Annotated in this window: 24 protein-coding genes and 1 pseudogene; 11 read left to right on the top strand and 14 right to left on the bottom strand. The window is 54.8% G+C overall.

Annotated elements, in window-relative coordinates; genetic code table 11:
* Window positions 1-22 precede the first annotated feature (22 nt).
* The 6 genes from ACO6VX_RS04460 to pspA all read right to left on the bottom strand — a co-directional run bounded on the left by ACO6VX_RS04460 (window position 23) and on the right by pspA (window position 4,044).
* Window positions 23-1,084 (bottom strand): YcjF family protein, encoded by a 1,062-nt coding sequence (locus ACO6VX_RS04460; protein WP_182504703.1) that lies wholly within the window; start codon window positions 1,082-1,084, stop codon window positions 23-25.
* Window positions 1,081-2,478: a YcjX family protein gene (locus ACO6VX_RS04455; protein ID WP_422457759.1), complete on the bottom strand. Its 1,398-nt coding sequence runs from the start codon at window positions 2,476-2,478 to the stop codon at window positions 1,081-1,083. The genes ACO6VX_RS04460 and ACO6VX_RS04455 overlap by 4 nt, the downstream gene beginning before the upstream one ends.
* Window positions 2,459-2,707, bottom strand: a complete 249-nt coding sequence (gene pspD / locus ACO6VX_RS04450; RefSeq protein ID WP_010670225.1) for a phage shock protein PspD — start codon at window positions 2,705-2,707, stop codon at window positions 2,459-2,461. The genes ACO6VX_RS04455 and pspD overlap by 20 nt, the downstream gene beginning before the upstream one ends.
* 61 nt (window positions 2,708-2,768) lie before the next feature.
* Window positions 2,769-3,119: an envelope stress response membrane protein PspC gene (gene pspC, locus ACO6VX_RS04445; RefSeq protein ID WP_010244595.1), complete on the bottom strand. Its 351-nt coding sequence runs from the start codon at window positions 3,117-3,119 to the stop codon at window positions 2,769-2,771.
* The gene (gene pspB, locus ACO6VX_RS04440) at window positions 3,116-3,343 is read right to left on the bottom strand and encodes an envelope stress response membrane protein PspB (protein WP_010670226.1); all 228 of its coding nucleotides are present in this window, start codon (window positions 3,341-3,343) and stop codon (window positions 3,116-3,118) included. Before pspB ends, pspC begins: the two co-directional genes overlap by 4 nt.
* A gap of 35 nt (window positions 3,344-3,378) precedes the next feature.
* Window positions 3,379-4,044, bottom strand: coding sequence for a phage shock protein PspA (pspA, locus tag ACO6VX_RS04435; protein WP_137244526.1), 666 nt, complete (start codon window positions 4,042-4,044; stop codon window positions 3,379-3,381).
* 164 nt (window positions 4,045-4,208) lie between these two features.
* Between pspA and pspF the strand changes: the two genes are divergently transcribed.
* Complete coding sequence (gene pspF, locus ACO6VX_RS04430) at window positions 4,209-5,210, top strand: phage shock protein operon transcriptional activator (protein ID WP_010670227.1); 1,002 nt, start codon at window positions 4,209-4,211, stop codon at window positions 5,208-5,210.
* A gap of 92 nt (window positions 5,211-5,302) precedes the next feature.
* Here the strand turns inward: pspF and ACO6VX_RS04425 are convergent, their stop codons facing one another.
* Together ACO6VX_RS04425 and ACO6VX_RS04420 are read right to left on the bottom strand one after the other, a co-directional pair.
* Window positions 5,303-6,538: an MFS transporter gene (locus tag ACO6VX_RS04425; protein ID WP_064691352.1), complete on the bottom strand. Its 1,236-nt coding sequence runs from the start codon at window positions 6,536-6,538 to the stop codon at window positions 5,303-5,305.
* Between the two features lie 145 nt (window positions 6,539-6,683).
* Entirely contained in the window at window positions 6,684-6,875 is a 192-nt protein-coding gene (locus ACO6VX_RS04420) for a hypothetical protein (protein ID WP_422457755.1), read from the bottom strand.
* Between the two features lie 171 nt (window positions 6,876-7,046).
* On the opposite strand from ACO6VX_RS04420, the gene sapA reads away from it, so the two are divergent.
* The 4 genes from sapA (at window position 7,047) to ACO6VX_RS04400 (ending at window position 11,179) form a co-directional block, all read left to right on the top strand.
* Entirely contained in the window at window positions 7,047-8,669 is a 1,623-nt protein-coding gene (sapA, locus tag ACO6VX_RS04415) for an ABC transporter substrate-binding protein SapA (protein WP_031292936.1), read from the top strand.
* On the top strand, window positions 8,670-9,635 hold the full coding sequence (sapB, locus tag ACO6VX_RS04410; RefSeq protein WP_010244573.1) for a putrescine export ABC transporter permease SapB: 966 nt from the start codon (window positions 8,670-8,672) through the stop codon (window positions 9,633-9,635).
* 151 nt (window positions 9,636-9,786) lie between these two features.
* The gene (locus tag ACO6VX_RS04405; protein WP_010244571.1) at window positions 9,787-9,993 is read left to right on the top strand and encodes a hypothetical protein; all 207 of its coding nucleotides are present in this window, start codon (window positions 9,787-9,789) and stop codon (window positions 9,991-9,993) included.
* Between the two features lie 295 nt (window positions 9,994-10,288).
* Entirely contained in the window at window positions 10,289-11,179 is an 891-nt protein-coding gene (locus tag ACO6VX_RS04400; protein ID WP_111533848.1) for a hypothetical protein, read from the top strand.
* Between the two features lie 205 nt (window positions 11,180-11,384).
* Here the strand turns inward: ACO6VX_RS04400 and ACO6VX_RS04395 are convergent, their stop codons facing one another.
* Together ACO6VX_RS04395 and ACO6VX_RS04390 are read right to left on the bottom strand one after the other, a co-directional pair.
* Window positions 11,385-11,795, bottom strand: coding sequence for a helix-turn-helix domain-containing protein (locus ACO6VX_RS04395; RefSeq protein ID WP_422457752.1), 411 nt, complete (start codon window positions 11,793-11,795; stop codon window positions 11,385-11,387).
* 304 nt (window positions 11,796-12,099) lie between these two features.
* Window positions 12,100-12,255: a hypothetical protein gene (locus tag ACO6VX_RS04390; RefSeq protein ID WP_422457750.1), complete on the bottom strand. Its 156-nt coding sequence runs from the start codon at window positions 12,253-12,255 to the stop codon at window positions 12,100-12,102.
* A gap of 123 nt (window positions 12,256-12,378) precedes the next feature.
* Between ACO6VX_RS04390 and ACO6VX_RS04385 the strand changes: the two genes are divergently transcribed.
* Window positions 12,379-12,582, top strand: a complete 204-nt coding sequence (locus tag ACO6VX_RS04385) for a hypothetical protein (RefSeq protein ID WP_010244562.1) — start codon at window positions 12,379-12,381, stop codon at window positions 12,580-12,582.
* Window positions 12,583-12,650: 68 nt separating this feature from the next.
* Here ACO6VX_RS04385 and ACO6VX_RS04380 read toward each other — a convergent pair.
* Window positions 12,651-12,940: pseudogene (locus ACO6VX_RS04380) on the bottom strand (Arm DNA-binding domain-containing protein); the annotation flags it as partial.
* 173 nt (window positions 12,941-13,113) lie between these two features.
* Here ACO6VX_RS04380 and sapC point away from each other — a divergent pair.
* The 5 genes from sapC to ACO6VX_RS04355 all read left to right on the top strand — a co-directional run bounded on the left by sapC (window position 13,114) and on the right by ACO6VX_RS04355 (window position 18,065).
* Window positions 13,114-14,004 (top strand): putrescine export ABC transporter permease SapC, encoded by an 891-nt coding sequence (sapC, locus tag ACO6VX_RS04375; RefSeq protein ID WP_010670235.1) that lies wholly within the window; start codon window positions 13,114-13,116, stop codon window positions 14,002-14,004.
* The gene (gene sapD / locus ACO6VX_RS04370) at window positions 14,005-15,000 is read left to right on the top strand and encodes a putrescine export ABC transporter ATP-binding protein SapD (RefSeq protein WP_418795902.1); all 996 of its coding nucleotides are present in this window, start codon (window positions 14,005-14,007) and stop codon (window positions 14,998-15,000) included. It begins immediately after the preceding gene.
* Between the two features lies 1 nt (window position 15,001).
* Window positions 15,002-15,805 (top strand): putrescine export ABC transporter ATP-binding protein SapF, encoded by an 804-nt coding sequence (gene sapF, locus ACO6VX_RS04365; protein WP_010244550.1) that lies wholly within the window; start codon window positions 15,002-15,004, stop codon window positions 15,803-15,805.
* 141 nt (window positions 15,806-15,946) lie between these two features.
* Entirely contained in the window at window positions 15,947-16,735 is a 789-nt protein-coding gene (gene fabI, locus ACO6VX_RS04360; protein WP_010244547.1) for an enoyl-ACP reductase FabI, read from the top strand.
* 217 nt (window positions 16,736-16,952) lie between these two features.
* On the top strand, window positions 16,953-18,065 hold the full coding sequence (locus ACO6VX_RS04355) for a CMD domain-containing protein (protein WP_159226461.1): 1,113 nt from the start codon (window positions 16,953-16,955) through the stop codon (window positions 18,063-18,065).
* Between the two features lie 5 nt (window positions 18,066-18,070).
* Here the strand turns inward: ACO6VX_RS04355 and ACO6VX_RS04350 are convergent, their stop codons facing one another.
* The 3 genes from ACO6VX_RS04350 to ACO6VX_RS04340 form a co-directional block, all read right to left on the bottom strand.
* Window positions 18,071-18,967, bottom strand: a complete 897-nt coding sequence (locus ACO6VX_RS04350; RefSeq protein ID WP_029519092.1) for a LysR family transcriptional regulator — start codon at window positions 18,965-18,967, stop codon at window positions 18,071-18,073.
* A 191-nt stretch (window positions 18,968-19,158) separates the two neighbouring features.
* The gene (locus ACO6VX_RS04345; RefSeq protein WP_122888831.1) at window positions 19,159-19,890 is read right to left on the bottom strand and encodes a YoaK family protein; all 732 of its coding nucleotides are present in this window, start codon (window positions 19,888-19,890) and stop codon (window positions 19,159-19,161) included.
* Between the two features lie 151 nt (window positions 19,891-20,041).
* A complete protein-coding gene (locus ACO6VX_RS04340; protein WP_033757823.1) occupies window positions 20,042-21,586 on the bottom strand; it encodes a methyl-accepting chemotaxis protein in 1,545 nt (514 codons plus the stop codon).
* Window positions 21,587-21,665: the final 79 nt, after the last annotated feature.

The raw sequence follows: 21,665 nt of genomic DNA, 5'->3' as shown, positions 1-21,665 counted from the left end.
CCTTTAATTTGTCACGAGAGCGTCAGGCTGACTTATTGCCACCCTTCTGCAACGCCTCTTTCAACTGGCCCAGCAGCTCACGACGGAAATCGCCGAGCCGTGGTTTATCCTGCTCCAGCCACGGCAGTGGACGGCACAGCTCCATCGCTTTGATGCCCAGTCTTGCGGTCAGCAAACCCGCGCCAATGCCCTGCGCGGCGCGCGTGGAAAGCCGGGCGGCGATATCCTGCGACATCCAGTCCATACCCACTTCCCGCACCAGTTCGGAAGCCCCGGCAAAGGCCATGTTGAGCAGCACCAGACGGAACAGCCGGATGCGGCTGAAGTAACCCAGCTCAATGCCGTAAATAGCCGCGATGCGATTGACCAGCCGCAGATTACGCCAGGCGATAAACGCCATATCCACCAGCGCCAGCGGGCTGACCGCAATCATCAGCGTGGCTTCAGCAGCATGACGGCTGATTTCGCGCCGCGCCTGCCGATCCAGCACCGGCTGCACCAGTTGCGCATATAAGCGGACAATTTCACTGTCATTGTGGGTTTCGTGCAGCGAGGCATGCCAGCGCTGCAGGGCCGGATGCGCCTGATCCAGCTCTGCCTGCTGCGCCAGTTTTTCGCAGAAGGCCCGGCCTTTGCCGATGCCATGACTGTGCAGCAGCTCACGGCCCACATCCCGCTCCTCGGCGCGCTGACGCAGCTGATAGAGACGACGCCACTCGGTGGTCAGCGCACCCACACCCGCCAGGACGATCAGACCACCCGCCACGCCGCTGCCCAGTGAAAACCAGTCGCGGGCCAGCCAGGCGTCATGTGTCCACTGGACACCCTGCGCAATCACGCTGACGCCAAACAGCAGCGCGCCAGCGGTCACCAGTTTGCGCCACAGGCTGCGCTTAGGTTTCAGCGCAGCCTCCACCGCCCGTTCACCTGCGCCCTCCTCTTCGACAGCGACTTCTTCATCCTGCACAGCCAGAAACGCCGCCTGCGCTTCCGCTTCAAAAGTCTGTGCCGGGCGCAGCGGCGTGGCGCTGTTCTCATCCAGCGGACGGGCAAAATCGATACGCGGCTTCAGCGGATCACTCATCGCAATTTATCTCCCAATAAAAATTCCAGCGCGGCATCCATGCGGATATGTGGCAGCGGGCGATCGACGTCAAGCTGCTGCGGCCGGAACTGTTCAAACTGAAAACCCTGCTGCTGCCAGAAGGCATTACCAGGCAGACGCGGCGGGACTTCACCCGGATAGACGGTGAGCGGCTCACCATCATCCAGCCGGTTTCCGCGCAGGGCCGGGATCTTCTCGCCCCGGTGATCGACCAGCCCGCTCTGCGTCGCCTGCACCGACGCCAGTCCGACGCAATCCATGCTAATCCCTTCAAACGCCGCGTTCTGCCAGGCATCCTGCACCAGCTGCTGCAACAGTGACACCATATTGCCGTGCTGATCGCTGGTGATGTGATCCGCCTTGGTGGCGGCAAACAGCAATTTGTCGATTACCGGTGAAAAGAGCCGACGAAACAGGGTTCGCTGACCGTAATCAAAACTCTGCATCAGCTGCGTCAGTGCCAGCCGCATATCGTTAAACGCCTGGGGTCCGCTGTTAAGCGGTTGCAGGCAGTCAACCAGCACAATCTGGCGGTCAAAGCGCAGGAAATGGTTTTTATAGAAACCTTTCACCACATGCTGACAGTAGTAGTTAAACCGCTGCTGCAGCATGCTGAAGTTACTGCCCTTGTCCGCCTGCGCCAGCTTAGTGAGTTGCGCTTCATCAGCCGTCGGCCAGGGGAAGAACTGCAGCGCGGGAGCGCCTGCCATATCGCCAGGCAGCACGAAGCGACCGGGCTGAATAAAGTGTAAGCCTTCAGATTTACAGCGATGCAGATAGTCGGTCCAGGCAGCGGCAATCTCTGCCAGCTGGGTTTCATCGGCGGGTGCAAGCGGGTCGAGTTTTTCGCAGAGGGTTCGCCAGGGCTTTGCCCACTCAGCACGATCGCCCTGCAGCAGACCGTTCATCTGCCGGGACCAGGCGAGATAATCCTGCGCCAGCATCGGCAGATCCAGCAGCCATTCGCCGGGATAGTCGACAATCTCCAGATAGAGTGTCGCGGTCTCTTTCAGATGACGCAGCAGCGAATCATTGGGACGATAACGCAGCGCCAGTCGCATTTCGCTGACGCCGCGGGTGGGTGTGGGCCAGGCAGGCGGCGTGCTGTAGAGCTGTGCCAGCCCTTCGTCATAGGTGAAACGGGCCGTGCCCATGTCACGCTGGGGCACCCGCTTTACGCCTAACAGGCGCTCATCCCGCACCACGGAAAACAGCGGCAAACGCGCGCCGCTGTGAACGGTTAAAAGCTGATTAACCAGTGAGGTGATGAAGGCGGTTTTGCCGCTGCGGCTTAATCCGGTTACCGCCAGCCGCAGGTGGCGATCAACGCCACGGTTCATCAACGCCATCAATTCAGTTTGCAGTCTTTTCATCTTTCTCCCTGATGAAGCGCGATGCCACCCGGTTCATCACGCGTTTCAGCAATGGCTCAAGCGCCACAGCCAGCAGCAGACGTAACGGGCGTCGCGCTACCGATTTCACTGCCCAGCCAGTGACACCGGCGGGACCGTAGGTAACAGCATTAATAATGATGAATTTAGCGGCCGACTTCAATGCAGGTGCCGCGCGGTGACGAAAAGCAGTGGATCGCGAAAAAGACATCAACACCTCCATTGAGTGAGCGAACGGGCCTGAAACAGGCCCGGCAATAACAGTAGCAGAATCAAATCTGGCGGAAGCGGCTGCGCACGCTGAAGGTTTCAGACGTCACATAGCGTTCCAGGTCGCGCACGCTACGCTCATCCCGTTGCAGGGTGCTCTCCAGCTGATCCAGCAGTTCACTGGCGCTGGGCTGGCGCTCAGTCTGGGAGGCAGAGGCGGGTTTCACATCCAGCACAAAACCCAGCACAAAGTAGGCGATCACCGTAAAGAGAAACAGGCCAAAGAACAGCGATAACACCACGATGACACGCAGCAGACGAACCGGAATATCGAGATACTCTGCCAGGCCTGCGCAGACACCCATAAATTTCCCTTCATCTGGCTTGCGCCACAACTTGCGTCCTTTAATCATGGCTGCCTCCAGTTTGGATGTTCGGCGTCCAGAATCGCTTCCAGCGCGTCAATACGTTCGCGCATCCGCTGCGCATCCTGGGTCACGCGCTGCAGGCGCTGGATTTCGTTTTGCGACAGTTCCGAACCGCCGTTGCGTTTGTTGTTGTAATGCAGCCATAACCAGATCGGTGCGACAAACAACACGAAGATCGTTAACGGTATGGCGAAAAAAAGTGCGCTCATTGACTCTCCTTAATCACTTATCGCAACGTCGATGATTACTCACTGCGGTTCATTTTGGCTTTCAGCGCATTAAGCTGCTGGCTGATTTCATCGTCCGCTTTCAGGTCAGTAAACTCCTGGTCCAGCGTTTTTGGTTTACCAAAACCGTGGCTTTCTGCTTCCGCTTCCATATGGTCGATGCGACGTTCAAAAGATTCAAACCGTGCCATTGCTTCATCGATCTTACCGCTGTCCAGCTGACGACGAACATCGCGTGATGAAGAGGCCGCCTGATGACGCAGCGTCAACGCCTGCTGGCGGGCACGTGTCTCACTCAGTTTTTTCTCCAGCTCGCTGATTTCGCCTTTCATGCGCTCCAGCGTCTCTTCAACATGACCCACTTCCTGTTTCAGGGAGGCGATAAGATCGGTCAGTTTCTGTTTTTCAATCAGCGCCGAACGGGCCAGATCATCTTTATCTTTGCGCAGCGCCAGCTCCGCTTTTTCCTGCCACTCAGCCTGCTGAATCTCCGCCTGATCAATACGGCGTGACAACTGTTTCTTTTCAGCCAGTGCGCGTGCAGAGGTGGAGCGCACTTCAACTAAGGTGTCTTCCATTTCCTGAATCATCAGCCGGACCAGTTTCTGCGGATCTTCCGCACGCTCCAGCAGAGAATTAATGTTGGCATTAACGATGTCGGCGAAACGAGAAAAAATACCCATAATGATGTTCCTCTTTTAATGTTTTAAAACGTGAAGTCCTGCTGAGTTAATACAAAATGCGTGCCAATTTTATAATTTATTGATTTTTATCATATTTTAAATTTTACAGCCTTTCCCGCTTGTTTTAAGATAGTCAAAATGATTAAGGGGTGGCGAAATTCATCATGACAGGCACTAGCGATAATCTCCTGGGGGAGTCAAACAATTTTCTTGAGGTGCTGGAGCAGGTTTCCAAACTGGCTCCTCTTGAGAAACCGGTACTGGTGATTGGTGAGCGTGGAACGGGCAAAGAGCTGATCGCCAGCCGACTGCACTATCTCTCTGACCGCTGGCAGGGGCCGTTTATCTCGCTGAACTGTGCCGCGCTGAATGAAAACCTGCTCGATTCTGAACTGTTTGGTCATGAGGCTGGCGCCTTTACCGGCGCGCAGAAGCGCCATCTTGGCCGTTTTGAACGTGCTGACGGCGGCACGCTGTTTCTCGATGAGCTGGCAACGGCACCGATGCTGGTTCAGGAAAAGCTGCTCAGGGTAATTGAATATGGACAGCTGGAGCGAGTCGGCGGCAATCACTCCCTGCAGGTAAATGTGCGACTGGTCTGTGCGACAAACGAAGACCTGCCCGCGCTGGCGGCGGCGGGAAAATTCCGCGCCGATTTGCTGGATCGTCTGGCCTTTGATGTGGTGCAGTTACCGCCACTGCGCGAACGACGCAGCGATATACTGGTGATGGCCGATCATTTCGCTATCCAGATGTGTCGCGAGCTCGGCCTGTTACTTTTTCCCGGCTTTACCCCACGGGCACAGCAGGCTCTGCTTGATTACCACTGGCCCGGCAACGTTCGCGAACTTAAAAATGTGGTGGAGCGCTCGGTCTATCGTCATAACAGCAGCGAGCAGCCGCTGGATAATGTGATTATCAACCCGTTTGCTTCACGCCCTGAACCGATTGCTGTCATCCGGACCAGTCAGGAGGCGGATAGCAGCGCGCTGCCTGCCCTGCCGCTGGATCTGCGTCAATGGCAGAATCAGCAGGAGCGGGATCTGGTGGAAGCCAGCCTGCAACAGGCACGTTATAACCAACGCCGTGCGGCTGGCTTATTAGGCGTCACCTATCATCAGTTGCGCGCAATGATGAAGAAGCACGATATAAAAGCAGAGAGTTAATTAACGCCGCCCCAACCTATGATTTTTCTCTGCTTTGTGAATTAACAACCCGGTATAAACCGGGCTGTTTTTCACGTTGAGCCACCTATCCATTATGTGTTGTGCGACTTAGTCCCCATTTTTTCAGGTTGCCTGATGGCAGGAACCAGACCGACGCCAGCGGTAGCCATCACCACGGCCAGCGCTGACATCAGCAATACAGCACTCATACCAAAGTGTGTTGCCAGCGGCCCCGCGACCAGTTGTCCAAAGGGAATGGCGATAAAGGAACCCATCGCATCATAAGCGTACACGCGAGCCAGCTTATCCGGTGGGATATGAGTCTGTAATGAGTGCGCCCAGGTTACGCCGAACAGGCCCAATGACATGCCAGCAATGAAGAATCCCACTATCAGCAGTGCTGCTGACGCATCCTGGCTCAGCATAAATATTGGAAGTGCGCAAAGACCCGCCAGCATCGCGCCAATAAAGAGATCACGACGTGGATGCCATTTCATAGCCAGAAATGAACCTGCAATTAAACCTACGCTATGAGCAGCCACAATAATTCCCCATCGCGCCCGCCCGAAAGAGGCGTCGGCAATCATCGGGCCAAATACCTCTACAATTCCATTGAACGCGACGTTGATAATGGCGAACTGAAGGACTATCGACCAAATCCAGCTTCGTCCGGCGAACTCTGCCCAGCCTTCTTTGATATCGAGCAGGATATTGCCTTGCGAAGCCGCGGCTTTACTCGATTTCACACGAATCAGGAAATAGAGCGGCGCGGAAACGGCAAAACCCAGCGCATCAATTGCCAGCCCCCAGCCCGGCCCGACAGCGCTGGTGATAATTCCCCCCAGCGATGCCCCCATTACCGTACCGCCATAAATTCCCAGCTGAATTAACGCGTTAGCCTGACGCAAATCCGTTGCAGGAACTACCTGCGGAACCAGCGCAGACGATGCAGGCAGTGCGATGCCTGCCGCCGCACCATTCAGGGCACCCAGCAAAGTCAGGCTAATGACAGTGGCTGAGCCATCGAGTACAGACCAGGCGACGATAGCCTGAGAAACAGCGGCAACTACTGCCGATGAAACTAATACCCGACTGCGTGAGTAGCGATCGGCGACAACACCGCCCACCAGCAGGAAAAGCACGTTACACAGTGAACGGGACGCAACCACTATCCCTAAATCAGAAGCAGAACCGCCAATATCCAGTACCGCAAAAGCCAGCGCAATGGGTGCAATCCCATTGCCCAGCACGGTGAACAGGCGTCCAAAAAAAAGATAGCGAAAGGATGTATGCTGAAAAGCCTGAACGTTTTTTTGGAATTTATTCATTGCCAGGAAGTGGGTGACCAGAAGATGAGCTTATAGTACCTGCGTTTTTGTAATAGTTAAGTGCGGTTTAATTCAGGACCCGCTTAGCTAAACGGGAGGCCAGCAGAGATAACATCAGCATTACCTCACTTTTCTCTCCCTTTTTTCATCGCCACACCGCATTCAAAGCGCCGGCTCTTTCAGCAGCTTTCCCTTCCCCGTCCAGGCAGACATGCCACTCTGCAAAAGCCAAAAAAAAGCCCGCCAACAGGCGGGCAACGATACTGGAAGCAATGTGAGCAATGTCGTGCTCTTCTTCGGCAGAGCTACCGTCGAAGTGCAGATGAATAATAATCATTCTTATTATCATCTGTAAACAAGTTATTGAGAATTTTTCTCATTACCACACCTTCTGTACGCTCTTTTTACCGCCGCGATGATGAAAATCAGTCTGGCAGCGGTTGCAGGTTTTGGGACAATGCCCGCTTTGCGATACACTCTATTTAATGCCTCAAAATCGTTGAGTTCTATGTCAAAACTAATATGTTCGCTGTTGCTAAGCCTCAGCGTGTTGAGTGCCCCTGCGTGGTCAGCGCCTGCGGGTGATATCCGCCAGACCGGCTTCGTCTATTGCGTCAGCGGCACGCTGAACACCTTTAATCCGCAGATGGCCAGCAGCGGGCTGACTGTCGATACGCTGGCGGCACAACTCTATGACCGCCTGCTGGATGTCGATCCTTACACCTATCGTCTCAAGCCCGATCTGGCGTCCAGCTGGGAAGTGCGCGATAACGGCGCAACGTATCGCTTTCATCTGCGCAGCGGCGTGCAGTTTCAGCAGACGAATCAGTTCCGCCCCACCCGGGCGCTGAACGCCGACGATGTCGTGTTCAGCTTCGCCCGGATGTTTGACCGCAATCACCCCTGGCACAACGTCAATGGCGGCAACTATCCCTACTTTGACAGTCTGCAATTCTCCGACTCCGTGCAGAGCGTGAAGAAAATCGATAACAGGACGGTTGAGTTCAGGTTAAACAGCCCGGATGCGTCGTTCCTGTGGCACATGGCGACCCACTATGCACCAGTGCTGTCGAAAGAGTATGCCGACCAGCTTACCGCGCAGGGCCGGCAGGAAGAGATGGACAGACAACCGGTTGGCACCGGTCCTTATCAGCTCAGCGAATACCGCACCGGTCAGTACATCCGCCTGGCGCGCAATCCTCACTACTGGAAAGGGGTGCCGCGTCTGCAACAGGCGGTGATCGATCTCGGCTCGGGCGGCACCGGGCGGCTTTCCAAGCTTCTGACCGGTGAATGTGACGTGCTTGCCTATCCCGCGGCCAGCCAGCTCACCATCCTGCGCGATGACCCGCGCCTGCGGATGACGCTGCGTCCCGGCATGAACATCGCCTATCTGGCCTTTAATACCCGCAAGCCGCCGCTCGACCGCCCTGAGGTGCGTCACGCGCTGGCGCTGGCGATCAACAATGAGCGGTTGATGGAGTCAATCTATTACGGCACCGCCGAAACCGCCGCCTCGATATTACCTCGCGCCTCATGGGCATATGATAATGATGCGCGCATCACCAGCTATGATCCGGAGAAGTCCCGTGCCGCGCTGGCGGCTCTGGGCATCAGCGATCTGCATCTGCGGCTGGTGGTGCCTGCCGCGTCGCAGTCGTGGAATCCCAGCCCGCTGAAAACCGCCGAACTGTTGCAGGCGGATCTGGCGCAGGTTGGCGTCCGGCTGACCATTGTGCCGGTAGAGGGGCGTTTTCAGGAGGCGCAGCTGATGGCGATGAATCATGATCTGACACTGTCAGGCTGGGCCACCGACAGTAACGATCCAGACAGTTTCTTCCGGCCGCTGCTCAGTTGTGCGGCGATTCGCTCGCAGACCAATTACGCGCACTGGTGCTCGCCGGCCTTTGACGAAACGCTGCAGAATGCGCTGTTATCACAACAACTCTCTGGCCGCATCGACAGTTATGACAAAGCGCAGCAGATTCTGGCGCAGGAGTTGCCGGTGCTGCCGCTGGCATCCTCTCTGCGGCTGCAGGCGTTTCGTCATGATATTAAAGGGCTGGTCCTGAGTCCGTTTGGCAACGCCTCGTTTGCCGGGGTTTATCGTGAAAGCGATAAGGAAAAGTAAGTGATTATCTATATTTTGCGGCGCCTGCTGCTACTGATCATTACCCTGTTTCTGCTGTCGCTGGTGAGCTTCAGCCTGAGCTACTTTACGCCTGACGCCCCGCTGGAAGGCGCGGCGCTCTCGGACGCCTGGTGGTTCTGGTTTAAAGGGATGCTGCAGTTTGATTTCGGCGTCTCCAGCACCAACGGTCAGGAGATTGGCCTGCAACTGCGTGAGGTTTTCCCGGCCACCATGGAGTTGTGCATCCTGGCGTTTCTGTTCGCGCTGCTGGTCGGGATCCCGCTGGGGATCTGTGCCGGCGTGATGCGCAATAAATGGCAGGACAAAACCATCAGTGCGCTGGCGCTGATTGGCTTCTCTGCGCCAATTTTCTGGCTGGCGCTACTGCTGACGCTGTTCTTCTCGCTGACGCTGGGCTGGCTGCCGGTGTCCGGTCGTCACGACCTGCTCTATCCGGTGCAGAGTGTCACTGGCTTTGCGCTGATTGATGCCTGGATGAGTCCTTCGCCCTGGCGACATGAGATGATAATCAGCGTCCTGAACCACCTGATTTTACCGGTGCTGGTGCTGGCGATGGCGCCGACGACGGAAGTGATCCGCCTGCTACGCAACAGCACCAGCGACGTGATGGACAAAAATTATGTCAAAGCGGCGGCCACGCGGGGTCTTTCGCCGTTTACCGTGATCCGCCGCCACGTGCTGCACAATGCGCTGCCGCCGGTGATCCCGCGTCTGGGTCTGCAATTTTCCACCATGCTGACGCTGGCGATGATCACCGAGATGGTCTTTAACTGGCCGGGTCTGGGCCGCTGGCTGATTAACGCGATTCGACAGCAGGATTACGCGGCGATCTCCGCTGGCGTGATGGTGATTGGCGGGCTGGTGATTCTGGTCAATGTGATTTCTGACGTGATTGGTGCGGCCATGAATCCGCTGAAACATAAGGAATGGTATGCCCTGCGCTAACGCTCAGGGCGCTAAGGCAAACATAGAATAAACATATGACTTTTGTCTTTCAGAAGTCGTGCTGCAAGCAGGCATTGATGTACACGAATATTGTTCCTGCAGAAACCGATTTAAGTTCGAAGCGTAAACATTAATGAGGAGATGAACATTTATGGATGAAGTTGATCTGGCACAGGAGCGTGAAGAAGCGCATCTCGCTGCCTCTCTGGCAGCTCGTAAGGCCAAACTTAAAAGCCCAAACGGCTTATGCATCTGGTGTAAAGATGAGCCCGTAGTGGCTGAAACTGCTTTCTGTTCAAGCGAGTGTGATGAGGATTATCATAAGCATCGCCGGGAGCAGAGCCAGCGGATTGTTTGAAAGAGAATGAAGTCACCCGGTCAGGCTATTACGCGGGTGACTCAGATAAACTTGATATAAATGTCAGGCAGCCCTCACAAATATAAAGCAATAAAACGACATCGCTTGATAGATTCTTGATATTTCCTTGCCTTTACGTTGATAAAAAAAATACATAATGCCCTGATTAAAATGTCACAGCAGAGACCATCTGTCCGGAGTTAGTGACAGGAAAAGATAGCATAGGGTGGCTGACATTCAGGAGCCATCTTTTTAACTCGATTAATCAGAACAACTATCAGGTTTAACATTTTATATGAGCCACTTCAAAAGAATGCTTTACGGCTGGGAAAAATCCGACGCTGGCATTTATGAGCACTGTTTTAACCGTTTTGGCGGGAGTGTTAATATGCATCCTGACGTGATCAGGTTTTTCTCATCTCGCACAGGTCATGAGGCAACGTATTTTCATAAAGTAAAGCAAGGTGGCTATATTGCCGCATATGCCCTGCTGGATCATTCGCGGATAGGTGTCGATCAATGGAAAAAATTCCCGCTATCTTATGATGAGATCATGGTGCCGGCGGCTAAAAATGCCTCGATGCTTTTCCCTGAAAAAACCAATAAAATGTCACATTTCAACAAGCACAACTTCATAAATTTTAACTTTTCTTTTGCCCGAAAAAATAAAGTGTGCTTTGTAAAAGAGAGCTATTCAGTTAAAACAGAAAAGAATCGCCGCAACGAATACAACCGGTTCACACGTGCGGGTGGCCGCTGCTGTGATATGAATCAATTCAGCCCTGAAGAGCTGGCAGACTATTATATCTTCCTTTTTAAATCCCGTTTCTCTGACAGCATAACCTGTTATTCCAGAGAGAACCTGATCACGCTTATTATTGCCATGAAAAGGATGCTCTTCGGCTATATTCTTTTTGTTGGGAACGAGCCATGCGCGATGGATCTGCTCTTCATGGCTGAGAGTGAACACATTATCTATTTTGATGTGCCAAACGGCGGCGTTAACATGAAATATTCGGACCTTAGTCCGGGTAGTTTACTTATGTGGAAAAACATTGGTGCGGCACGGGACTACTGTAAGCAGACGGGCAAGGAGATGAGGCTTTCAATCGGTTCACTTGATAAAGAATGGACGTATAAGCTTCGCTGGGCGGATGCGCACTCCACGGGGAAAACAATTTTTTAATCTTTCAGGGAAATCAGGCTTATTTTCTGCAATGGAGCGGCTGGAAATAAGCACAAACCCGCCCGTTCCTGAATTGCCAGGCACCCATGAAGGGTGTTTAAAGATAAAACGTTTAATCTCAGGGCCGATTTTAATTTTTTATGCATCGCGGTCCTTCCCCGCCGTCCTGTAGATAATAATTTTCTGAGGATGCAATCAGGTAAACCTATGGCATTACGTAAGCTCTCAATCGCTGCCTGAAAATGGTGTCATCGCTGGGGAAGCAGAGAGAGTCCTTATCTGATTTTTTTGCAGCATCAGTGATTCGCCAGATGCCGGGAGGCATACCAAAATGTCGTGAGAAGGCGCGAGTGAACGTTTGCTGTGAGTCGTAGTTGAACTGATCAGCCACCTCTGCAACAGTGGCTTCAGTAAACCTTAAACTCAGCGAGGCCGCCTGCATTCTGGTGTTATTAATATATTTCCCGAGGCTGACTCCGCAATGCTTTGTGAACATTCTGTTAAGGTACCATTTTGAATATCCACTTTTTTTAGCCACTTTATCCAGGCTTATTTTTTCATCCGCATGATCATCAATCCATTTTATTAATGCATTAAAGAAGTTTTTATCTGTCATGCCATCCCCCTTTTGCGTTTTTTGCGGTCTCTTTTAATTCAAATCCATTGTCACACAAAATTTAATTCTATATTGATCGTTTGCAATTCCCTTGTCTAAGCTCCTTTCATTTTATTCTCGCCACCGATTTATCTCCTTTAGTAAAGAGTTCACTCTCAGGACGCGACTATCCCTCAAAGTCATCAATGAACAATCAGGAAATGATGAAGAATCTGTCAATGTTGCACAAAAAGTGATCTCTGTTGAGGCGAACGTCTTAGGTGTTGGATTATCCGTCTTCCGTGGAAGATTTACGGTGTATTACTCATGCAGCATCATGAACGATTTCCTGTGCGGGTTCCGGCAGGGTTTCAGTAGTGAGCCATTCGCGCATAGCGTCTGCACCTGAAACCGCCAGGCGGACATGCTTCCACAGCGGTCTGAACACCGGGACACCTGAAGCCAGTCGGTAATCGCGCATAATATCGGCATGAAGTAATCCACTGAGATGCCTAATATTTTCAGGATAGTCTAAAATTCTTTAAGTAGGCGTCAGCAACAAACCTCGCGGTAACGACGCGGTTTATCAGAAAGAGGACGAAAAATGAAATTCGCTGTAATTTTTGAAGATACCGGCGTTGAAGAGGAACATGAGTTTGACACCAAACCTGTTGCCGGAGATTTAGTAACATTAACGCGCGATGGGATAGGTAAAGATTATATCGTGATCATTGAGCCGGATCCTGACCACACCCATGACGATGGGCCTGACGGACACCCGACAAAGGCCAGGGTCCGGCCAGCGTAGCCTCCGCTAAGATCTACTCCGCCGCCCAACAGGGCGGTTTTTATTGCCTGTTATCCGGAGGTGAATATAACTTTTTTCAGGCTGTTCAGGATGATATGCCGACGCGGATCATAACCCTTTGCAATCCAGAGCCGAAATTGCTGACGCCGTTTCCTTGCCTGTAACAGGGATATCGACGGATAATCCCCTGTAGACAGCTGACGGGTTAACCCTCCCAGCGATAACGGTAGAAAAATGTCACGCCGCCTCGAATGGAGAGCCTGACATTCAGTCCGGACGAGTTGAAGATAACCTCTGCTTTGTCGCGGCGCTTACCCAGCGCTTTCCTGAGCTTAGTGTCTGTCTGCAATGTGTACATCTTCTTTGCTTCTTTGCGTCTACGCAGAGGCGTACACAAAACACATAAATTAACGCTACTCAGAGTCAGCCATGATAAAGAAACATAAAGCATGTCCTCAGGATAACCCTCTGATATGAGTAATTTTTATAAAGAAATGTTGTCCGAACTCAAGCACAATAAAGTGAAAGCGTATGCCCTCCGATAATATTTACGCCGAAAAACGCCTGCCCAGCGCGTTTCGTCAGAGCTGGCACCATTTCTATGGCAACCCGATTTCGATGGTCGGGCTGTATGGCTTTGGCGCACTGCTGCTGCTCTGTCTGTTTGGCGGGCTGATAGCGCCATACGATATCGATCAGCAGTTCCTGGGTTATCAGTTGCTGCCGCCATCCTGGTCACATTATGGCGATGTTTCCTTCTTTCTCGGCACCGACGATCTGGGTCGGGATGTGCTGAGCCGCCTGCTGAGCGGTGCGGGCCCGACGGTGGGTTCGGCGATTCTGGTGACGCTGTTCGCCACGCTCGGCGCGCTGGTGCTGGGCGTACTGGCGGGCATGACGCATGGCATACGCTCGGCGGTGATGAACCACGTGCTGGACACCCTGCTCTCTATTCCGTCGCTGTTACTGGCGATTATCGTGGTGGCGTTTCTCGGACCACGACTCGAGCATGCATTGCTGGCGGTCTGGCTGGCGCTGATTCCACGTCTGGTGCGCGAGATTTACAGTGCCGTGCATGATGAGCTGGAAAAAGAGTATGTGGTGGCGGCACGTCTTGACGGTGCCAGAGGCCGCAACATCCTGCGCTACGCCATTTTGCCTAACATTTTACCGTTGCTGATCACCGAAATTACCCGCGCGCTATCGATGGCGATTCTGGATATTGCCGCACTCGGATTTCTCGATCTGGGCGCGCAGCTGCCTTCGCCCGAATGGGGAGCGATGCTGGGTGATTCGCTGGAGCTGATCTACGTCGCCCCCTGGACCGTTATGCTGCCGGGTGTGGCGCTGATGGTCAGCGTATTAATTGTTAACCTGCTCGGTGACGGCATCCGTCGCGCCGTCGAAGCGGGAGTGGAATAAATGCCGTTACTCGATATCCGTAATCTGACCATTGAATTTATGACCGCTGACGGACCGGTCAAAGCGGTCGATCGCGTCAATCTGACGCTGGGCGAAGGTGAAATCCGTGGCCTGGTCGGTGAGTCCGGCTCCGGTAAGAGTCTGGTTGCCAAGGCGATCTGCGGCGTAACTAACGATAACTGGCGTGTCACCGCCGATCGCATGGTATTTGATGATGTCGACCTGCTGCGCCTGTCGTCGCGCGAGCGCCGCCGCATTATCGGACATAACGTCTCGATGATTTTTCAGGAGCCGCAATCCTGTCTGGATCCCTCTGAAAGCATCGGTCGTCAGCTGATGCAGGTGATCCCGCTCTGGACGTATAAAGGTCCGTGGCTGAAACGCTTCTGGTTCTGGCGCAAAACCCGCGCCATCGAACTGCTGCATCGCGTCGGCATTAAAGATCACAAAGATATAATGCGCAGCTTCCCCTATGAGCTGACCGAAGGCGAATGCCAGAAAGTGATGATCGCGATTGCGCTGGCTAATCAGCCGCGTCTGCTGATTGCCGATGAGCCGACGAATGCCATGGAACCCACTACGCAGGCGCAGATTTTCCGCCTGCTGAGCCGTCTGAACCAGAACAACAACACCACCATTCTGCTGATCAGTCATGACCTGCGCACCATGAGCCAGTGGGCGGACCGTATCAACGTGATGTACTGTGGTCAGACGGTAGAAACCGCCCAGAGCGAAGATTTAATGAGTACGCCGCACCATCCTTATACTCAGGCGCTGATTCGGGCGATGCCCGATTTTGGACGATCCCTGCCGCACAAAAGCCGTCTCAATACCCTGTCAGGGGCGATCCCGTCGCTGGAGAGCCTGCCGATTGGCTGTCGTCTGGGGCCACGTTGCCCTTATGCGCAGCGCAAATGTATTGAAACGCCACGGCTCACCGGCAGCAAAACGCATCTTTATGCCTGTCATTTCCCGCTGAATATGGAGGGCCAGTAGCATGGAGACCCTGCTGGAAGTGCGCAACCTGAGTAAAACCTTTCGCTATCGCACGGGCCTGTTCCGCCGTCAGCACGTTGAGGCGGTGAAGTCGGTCAGTTTTACCCTACGCGAGAGGCAGACGCTGGCGATAATCGGCGAAAATGGCTCCGGCAAGTCCACGCTGGCGAAGATGCTCAGCGGCATGGTCGCCCCTACCGAAGGTGAGATTCTGATAGACGATCATCCGCTGACCTTCGGCGATTATGGCTATCGCAGTCAGCGCATCCGCATGATTTTCCAAGACCCCTCAACCTCCCTGAATCCGCGTCAGCGTATCAGCCAGATTCTGGAGTTCCCGCTGCGGCTTAATACCGATCTCAGCGCGGAGGATCGAGAGAAACGCATTATCGCCACCCTGCGTCAGGTGGGATTACTGCGCGATCACGCCGGCTATTATCCGCACATGCTGGCACCCGGTCAGAAGCAGCGTCTGGGGCTGGCCCGCGCGTTGATTTTGCAACCCAAAGTGATTGTGGCCGATGAAGCGCTGGCCTCACTGGATATGACCATGCGTTCCCAGCTGGTGAATCTGATGCTGGAACTGCAGGAGAAGCATGGTATCGCATACATTTATGTTACCCAGCATCTGGGAATGATGAAGCACATCAGCGATAAGGTGCTGGTGATGCATCAGGGCGAAGTGGTCGAGCGCGGCGGCACCGCTGATGTACTGGCCTCCCCGCTGCACGATCTGACCCGACGACTGATCAGCAGCCACTTTGGCGAAGCATTGAGTGCCGAAGCCTGGCGGCGGGAGCGTTGATTTTTGCTGCATATCGCGGAAATTGCGGGCCGATTTACCTGATTTATGAGAGACGTGCTAGAATCCGCACGTCGATTAACGTCGGTCGCTCACTTTTTAACCATGCGGCCGCCAACTACAATGACCATAAGGATTACAGCTATGGGTTTTCTTTCCGGTAAGCGCATTCTGATTACTGGCGTTGCCAGTAAACTTTCCATCGCCTACGGTATTGCACAGGCGATGCACAAACAGGGCGCAGAACTGGCTTTCACCTACCAGAACGACAAATTAAAAGGTCGTGTGGAAGAGTTTGCCAAAGATTTGGGTTCAGACATCGTGCTGCCATGTGACGTAGCCGAAGATGAGAGCATCAAATCTCTGTTCACTGAACTGGCAAAAACCTGGCCGAAATTTGACGGTTTCGTTCACTCTATCGGTTTCGCCCCTGGCGAGCAGCTGGTTGGCGACTACGTGAACGCCGTTACCCGCGAAGGCTTTAAAATCGCGCATGACATCAGTGCTTACAGCTTCGTCGCGATGGCCAAAGAGTGCCGCGAGATGCTGAATCCACACTCTGCGCTGCTGACCCTCTCTTACCTGGGTGCTGAGCGCGCGATCCCGAACTACAACGTGATGGGTCTGGCGAAAGCGTCGCTGGAAGCCAACGTGCGCTACATGGCAAACGCCATGGGCCCGGAAGGCGTGCGTGTTAACGCCGTTTCTGCCGGTCCAATTCGCACCCTGGCAGCATCAGGCATCAAAGATTTCCGTAAGATGCTGGCACACTGCGAAGCGGTCACCCCGATTCGCCGTACCGTTACCATCGAAGATGTCGGCAACTCAGCAGCATTCCTCTGCTCTGACCTGGCTGGCGGCATCACCGGTGAAGTGGTACACGTTGATGGCGGCTTCAGCATCGCCGCAATGAACGAACTGGAACTGAAATAAGTTCTGCAAGGGCGAGCCTGGCTCGCCCTTCTCTTTGCTCCCGCCTCGCCCTTCCTGCCTGATTTCGCTGCCGTTATACCGTAACGCTATTAATTATCACCGATCAATCTTTTGCCCCGGACTGGCCATCAGCGACGATAAGCCTGCCCTTCGGTTTATGCACATTTTCAGATTCTGCCGCCTGCATACCGAACCCGAATTTGCAAAAGGATTGATCATGGAACAACGCCGCTATCCGGGCCATAACCACTGGTTTTACGAGAGCCAGACCAGTCCACGTACCTCACAGGCCGCACCGCTGGTGCCCGAGGCCGCCCATATTGATGACCGTTTTTTGCTGGGATGTTACGCCGATGACAACGTGGTGCAGTCACTGCTGCGCACCAATCAGCCCGCCCTGCTGGCGGCGCGCGATCTGGCACAGCTGCTGTTCCCCGACCGCGTCGTCACCACGCTCACGCACACCTTAACGCTTTACGATCGCCTCAGCACGGCGCTGACGGTGGCGCAGGTGGCGGGTGTACAGCGGCTGTGTAATCACTACTCTGCCCGCCTCAATCCGTTGCCCGGGCCCGACTCCTCACGTGAAAGTAATAATCGCCTGACCCAGATTACGCAGTATGCACGCCAGCTGGCGATGCAGCCTGAGCTGATCAGCGCCAGCGCAATCACTGCCCTGGATGCGGTCGGCCTGACAGAGCCCGATATTGTGACGCTGAATCAGGTGATCGGCTTTGTCAGTTATCAGGCGCGGGTGGTCGCCGGTTTACAGGCGCTGCAGGCCCAGCCGGTACGCTGGCTGCCTGGCAGCACTGCACCACCGGATGCTGAGGCCGCAGGTTTTGATCAGCCTGCCCGCTGGCAGCCCGTGCTGAAACCGCTGGAGTTGCGGTATGCCAGTGCTGAGCAGCTCGCTGCCATTACCCGCTGTCAGTCGCTGCCGGGAATGCAGGACGCGGTATGGTTGCTGGCCCACGATCCCTCAGTGCTCTATGGCTGGGCGCAACTGCGTCAGCATCTCACTCAGGACAATACTCTGGCAGAGGCGACGGCCGCCCGTATTCTGGGCAGTCGCTGGGCGTTCCGGCTGCTGGCCGGAAATGAGATCTTAATTGAGGGCGTGGATGACGCGGCGGCAAAAGACCAGGAGCAGCAGATTATTGCGCTGGCAGCGCAGCTGACCCGTTCGCCAGAGCGTTTCAGCGCGGCCCATCTGCAGCCGCTAATGGAGGCGGGCTGGGAGGCTGATGCGCTGTTCACGCTGATACAGAGTGTCGCCATAGGCAACTGGAACAGCCGCCTGTTTTACGCCCTGGGCGAATCGCAGTAACCGCGTTAAACCGGCAGCAGACCGCGCGCTTCGTCGAAAAAGTGCTGCGCCAGCGGTGTAGCACGGCCAGGCTCAGCGATGACCAGCGCCGCCTGGCGCGCCATCGGCGGCAGCGTGATGGCGCGCTGCTGCAGCCCCTGGAGTGACGCGGACAGCAGATGACCGACCGGCGACACCAGCAGCCCCAGGCCGACCTGCGCGCACTGCATCAGCTGCATGACAGAGGCGCTCTCGACGATCACCCGGGGTACCAGCGCCGCCTCGCGAAAAGCCATATCAAGATAACGCCGGAAATAACGCGTCGGCTCCGCCAGGCAGAGCGGCTGTTGTGCCACTTCATCAAGCGTCAGCGCGGTTTCCCCCACCAGCTCAGGAAAATGGTCGGGATGGAATATGGCTTCAACGCCCCGATCTGCCAGCATCTCGGTCTGAAAATGGAGTTCACGCAGGGTTGCCATCTCGAAAAAACCGATCCCGACATCCACGGTGTGGCTGTTGAGTGCTTCCAGCAACTGGTCAGCACTCAGTACCGCAATGCGATAGTCGAGCTGAGGATAACGCGCCTGCACCGCTTTCAGCAGCAGCGGCAGTGCCATGCTGCACTGCGGCACCACGCCAACCCGCAGCGTGCCGTTCACCCCATGCTTCAGCGATTCCACTTCCAGCTTCAGCCCCTGATAGACCGAAACAATTTCCCGCGCCCACGCCAGCACACGGTCGCCCTCTGGCGTAAATCCGGCAAAGTTATTGCTGCGGTTAATCAGCGGCAGGCCCAGCTCGCGCTCAAGGTTTTTCAGGCGCATAGAGAGGGTTGGCTGCGTAACAAAACTGGCTTCCGCGGCCCGCCCGAAATGGCGTTCACGTTCCAGGTTACACAAGTAAATGAGTTGTTTAATGTCGATGTTAATTATCCATCAGCAGGTTGAAGGCTGTTCGCATTACTGTCTCGTTCGCAGGATCAACCAGAGTATAAGGCTGAATGTTACCCCGCGCAGGCTCGGATGTTTTAACCGCACGGTTCATTTGCACAGGCGGATCGATGAAATCAACACTACGCGCCGCCCTGGTTTACGCATCAGTGAGGGTAGCGCACTTAAATCATCGCGCCCTGTTGTTTTGCTGGCTTAGTAAAGATGGCATTCAGCGCCAGACAGATTAACCCGAACCCTACTGGCAGCAGGAAATCGTAGCTAAGCAGCCGGTAAAGCCCGATTCCGGCTATCCCTCCTGCAAGGAAAGAAAGCAGGGTCAGACAGTGCAGTCGCAGCCGGCTCAGATAGAGCGGCGCCTCTTTCGGTGACGCTTTACGCCGCAGCACCTCAAACAGCATTGCCAGCTCAATCCCGATATCGGTCGCCGTGCCGGAGATATGGGTAGTGCGAACGCGGGCATTGGAGATCCGCGTCACCACCGCATTCTGCAGCCCCATTAAAAAGCTCAGGCTCATGATTAACACTACACCGGGCGACTGCGGCGGAAAGTGATTTTCAATCACCCCCAGTGCAATCAGCGCGCCGCCCTCAATCAGGATGACAAAGGCATAGATGGTGCGGATATTTCTGCGGTGCCCGGCATTAATGATCAGCGTTGAACACATGGAACCCGCAATAAACAGAAGCACGATCGACAAAAAAAACAGGCCAGGCCCCAGATTCGCTTTTGCCAGATGATCGGACAGCAGCGAGACATTCCCGGTCATGTTGGCTGAAAAAAAACCGACGATCTCAAAGGCTGCGGTATTCAGTGCGCCTGCGGCAGCGGCAAGCGTACAGGCCAGTCGGGTATCCGCGCTGTTGCTACGGGCACTTTCCGTGCTGATTAGCATGACCACCCCATATTTACTGGAAAGCCTTATAATCCGCCGATTAGCCCTGCGCCACAAGGCACTGCATCAAACTCTCCCTTCTCTGTCGGGCATTACTCAGCATCGGGGCTCCGGACTCCGCGCTGCATAAACTCAGCGCGGAGAGCTCTGATTAACTGTTTGCCAGACGGAAGGTGGAGACCGACTGCGTCAGATACTGCACCTGCTCTTCAAGCGAGGCAGATGCTGCGGCAGACTCCTGCACCAGCGCCGAGTTCTGCTGTGTGACGCTGTCCATCTCGGTAACCGCCTGCTCAATCTGACCGATACCGCGACTCTGTTCATCAGAAGCGGTTGAGATGTGCTCCATCAGCAGATTCACGCGGCTGACAGAGGAGATAATGGCGCTCATCGCCTCACCGGTCCGGCTGACCTGATCGGAACCGGCGTGGATGATCGAAACAGATTCCGCAATCAGCCCCTCAATCTCTTTGGCTGCGGTAGCGCTGCGCTGGGCCAGATTACGGACTTCCCCTGCCACCACCGCAAAACCGCGACCCTGTTCACCCGCCCTGGCGGCTTCCACTGCCGCGTTCAGCGCCAGAATATTGGTCTGGAAGGCGATGCTGTCGATCACGGTGGTGATCTCCTCGATCTTCTTCGAGCTGGCATTAATCAGCGCCATCGATGTCACCACTTCCTGCGAGACCTTTTCGCCGCTTTCCGCGTTTTTCACCGCTTCACTGGTCAGGCGGCAGGCTTCAAAGACGTTTTCAGTGTTCTGTTTCACCGTTGCGCCCAGCTGCTCCATGCTGGCAGCGGTTTCCGTCAGCGCGGCAGCCTGCTGTTCTGTTCGCGAGGCGAGATCGATGTTGCCCGCCGCAATCTCCTGAGAGGCGGTGGAGACTGAGCGGGTTGAATCGCGCACCTGGAGAATAATGGCGGTCAGCGCGCTGCGCATCTGCTCCAGCGAGCCCATCAGCAACTGAATTTCACTGCGCGAACCGGCTTTGACCGGCACCGTGGTATCCAGGACGCCCGCCGCAATCAGCTTGCAGTGTTCCTGCGCATCATTGATCGGCGAAAGCACATAGCGCTTCATGAAGATGTAAATGGCGACGATGATGGCGAAAAACAGCACCCCAAACAGCCCCAGCAGGGTAATGCCGGAGGTGAAGTGACTCTGTGCATCGCTGTTAAGTTTTTTGGCATAGGTTTCATGCTGGGCCAGCACCCGGTCCAGAATGATTTCATACTGACGGTCAAGGCGAACCACGGTGGCGATCTGATTTTTAAAGCGCACCTGATCGTGCGCCTCTGCCGCCTCAATCAACGGCTGTAAACCCTGCTGACGATAGGCCTGATAAGCCTGGCTATAAGCGTCGGCTTCCGCCTCTTCGCCCGGCAGACGCGGCGCGTTCATATAGGCCTGAAATGCAGCATCCGCTTTGCTGGCCACGGTCCGCACGCTGTCCAGCGTGGCGGGATTATTTGCGTCACTGCCCTCAATCTCCTTCATGTACTCCATCAGACGCACACGCAGCGTGCGGCTGTGGTTGATTGGGTCAATCACCGAGAGCACCACACGGATCTCTTTATTAACCGCATTCAGCGAGTGATTGCTCTGGATCAGCAACCAGGTGCTGATTGCCACGCTGGTGAGAAACAGCGCCAGCAGGAAGGAGAAGATAATCAGGGAGGATTTTTTTAACGACATCGCGGTGTTCCGAAAAGTAAGAGGATTAGTCGCTATATCGGCAGAAAGGTACGGCCCATTAGGGCTGGGCTTTTTTTAG

Origin of the sequence: Pantoea sp. BJFS-204, assembly GCF_049310725.1 — a bacterium.
Lineage (GTDB): Bacteria > Pseudomonadota > Gammaproteobacteria > Enterobacterales > Enterobacteriaceae > Pantoea > Pantoea agglomerans.
Note: the sequence above shows the minus strand (reverse complement) of the source record. Positions and strands in the feature narration are given on the sequence as shown.

Excerpts from the sequence above, each read along its gene's own strand:
- ACO6VX_RS04460 (WP_182504703.1), bottom strand. The coding sequence starts at position 1,084 with ATGAGTGATCCGCTGAAGCCGCGTATCGATTTTGCCCGTCCGCTGGAT.
- ACO6VX_RS04455 (WP_422457759.1), bottom strand. The coding sequence starts at position 2,478 with ATGAAAAGACTGCAAACTGAATTGATGGCGTTGATGAACCGTGGCGTT.
- pspD (WP_010670225.1), bottom strand. The coding sequence starts at position 2,707 with ATGTCTTTTTCGCGATCCACTGCTTTTCGTCACCGCGCGGCACCTGCA.
- pspC (WP_010244595.1), bottom strand. The coding sequence starts at position 3,119 with ATGATTAAAGGACGCAAGTTGTGGCGCAAGCCAGATGAAGGGAAATTT.
- pspB (WP_010670226.1), bottom strand. The coding sequence starts at position 3,343 with ATGAGCGCACTTTTTTTCGCCATACCGTTAACGATCTTCGTGTTGTTT.
- pspA (WP_137244526.1), bottom strand. The coding sequence starts at position 4,044 with ATGGGTATTTTTTCTCGTTTCGCCGACATCGTTAATGCCAACATTAAT.
- pspF (WP_010670227.1), top strand. The coding sequence starts at position 4,209 with ATGACAGGCACTAGCGATAATCTCCTGGGGGAGTCAAACAATTTTCTT.
- ACO6VX_RS04425 (WP_064691352.1), bottom strand. The coding sequence starts at position 6,538 with ATGAATAAATTCCAAAAAAACGTTCAGGCTTTTCAGCATACATCCTTT.
- ACO6VX_RS04420 (WP_422457755.1), bottom strand. The coding sequence starts at position 6,875 with ATGATTATTATTCATCTGCACTTCGACGGTAGCTCTGCCGAAGAAGAG.
- sapA (WP_031292936.1), top strand. The coding sequence starts at position 7,047 with ATGTCAAAACTAATATGTTCGCTGTTGCTAAGCCTCAGCGTGTTGAGT.
- ACO6VX_RS04405 (WP_010244571.1), top strand. The coding sequence starts at position 9,787 with ATGGATGAAGTTGATCTGGCACAGGAGCGTGAAGAAGCGCATCTCGCT.
- ACO6VX_RS04400 (WP_111533848.1), top strand. The coding sequence starts at position 10,289 with ATGAGCCACTTCAAAAGAATGCTTTACGGCTGGGAAAAATCCGACGCT.
- ACO6VX_RS04395 (WP_422457752.1), bottom strand. The coding sequence starts at position 11,795 with ATGACAGATAAAAACTTCTTTAATGCATTAATAAAATGGATTGATGAT.
- ACO6VX_RS04390 (WP_422457750.1), bottom strand. The coding sequence starts at position 12,255 with ATGCGCGATTACCGACTGGCTTCAGGTGTCCCGGTGTTCAGACCGCTG.
- ACO6VX_RS04385 (WP_010244562.1), top strand. The coding sequence starts at position 12,379 with ATGAAATTCGCTGTAATTTTTGAAGATACCGGCGTTGAAGAGGAACAT.
- sapC (WP_010670235.1), top strand. The coding sequence starts at position 13,114 with ATGCCCTCCGATAATATTTACGCCGAAAAACGCCTGCCCAGCGCGTTT.
- sapD (WP_418795902.1), top strand. The coding sequence starts at position 14,005 with ATGCCGTTACTCGATATCCGTAATCTGACCATTGAATTTATGACCGCT.
- sapF (WP_010244550.1), top strand. The coding sequence starts at position 15,002 with ATGGAGACCCTGCTGGAAGTGCGCAACCTGAGTAAAACCTTTCGCTAT.
- fabI (WP_010244547.1), top strand. The coding sequence starts at position 15,947 with ATGGGTTTTCTTTCCGGTAAGCGCATTCTGATTACTGGCGTTGCCAGT.
- ACO6VX_RS04355 (WP_159226461.1), top strand. The coding sequence starts at position 16,953 with ATGGAACAACGCCGCTATCCGGGCCATAACCACTGGTTTTACGAGAGC.
- ACO6VX_RS04345 (WP_122888831.1), bottom strand. The coding sequence starts at position 19,890 with ATGCTAATCAGCACGGAAAGTGCCCGTAGCAACAGCGCGGATACCCGA.
- ACO6VX_RS04340 (WP_033757823.1), bottom strand. The coding sequence starts at position 21,586 with ATGTCGTTAAAAAAATCCTCCCTGATTATCTTCTCCTTCCTGCTGGCG.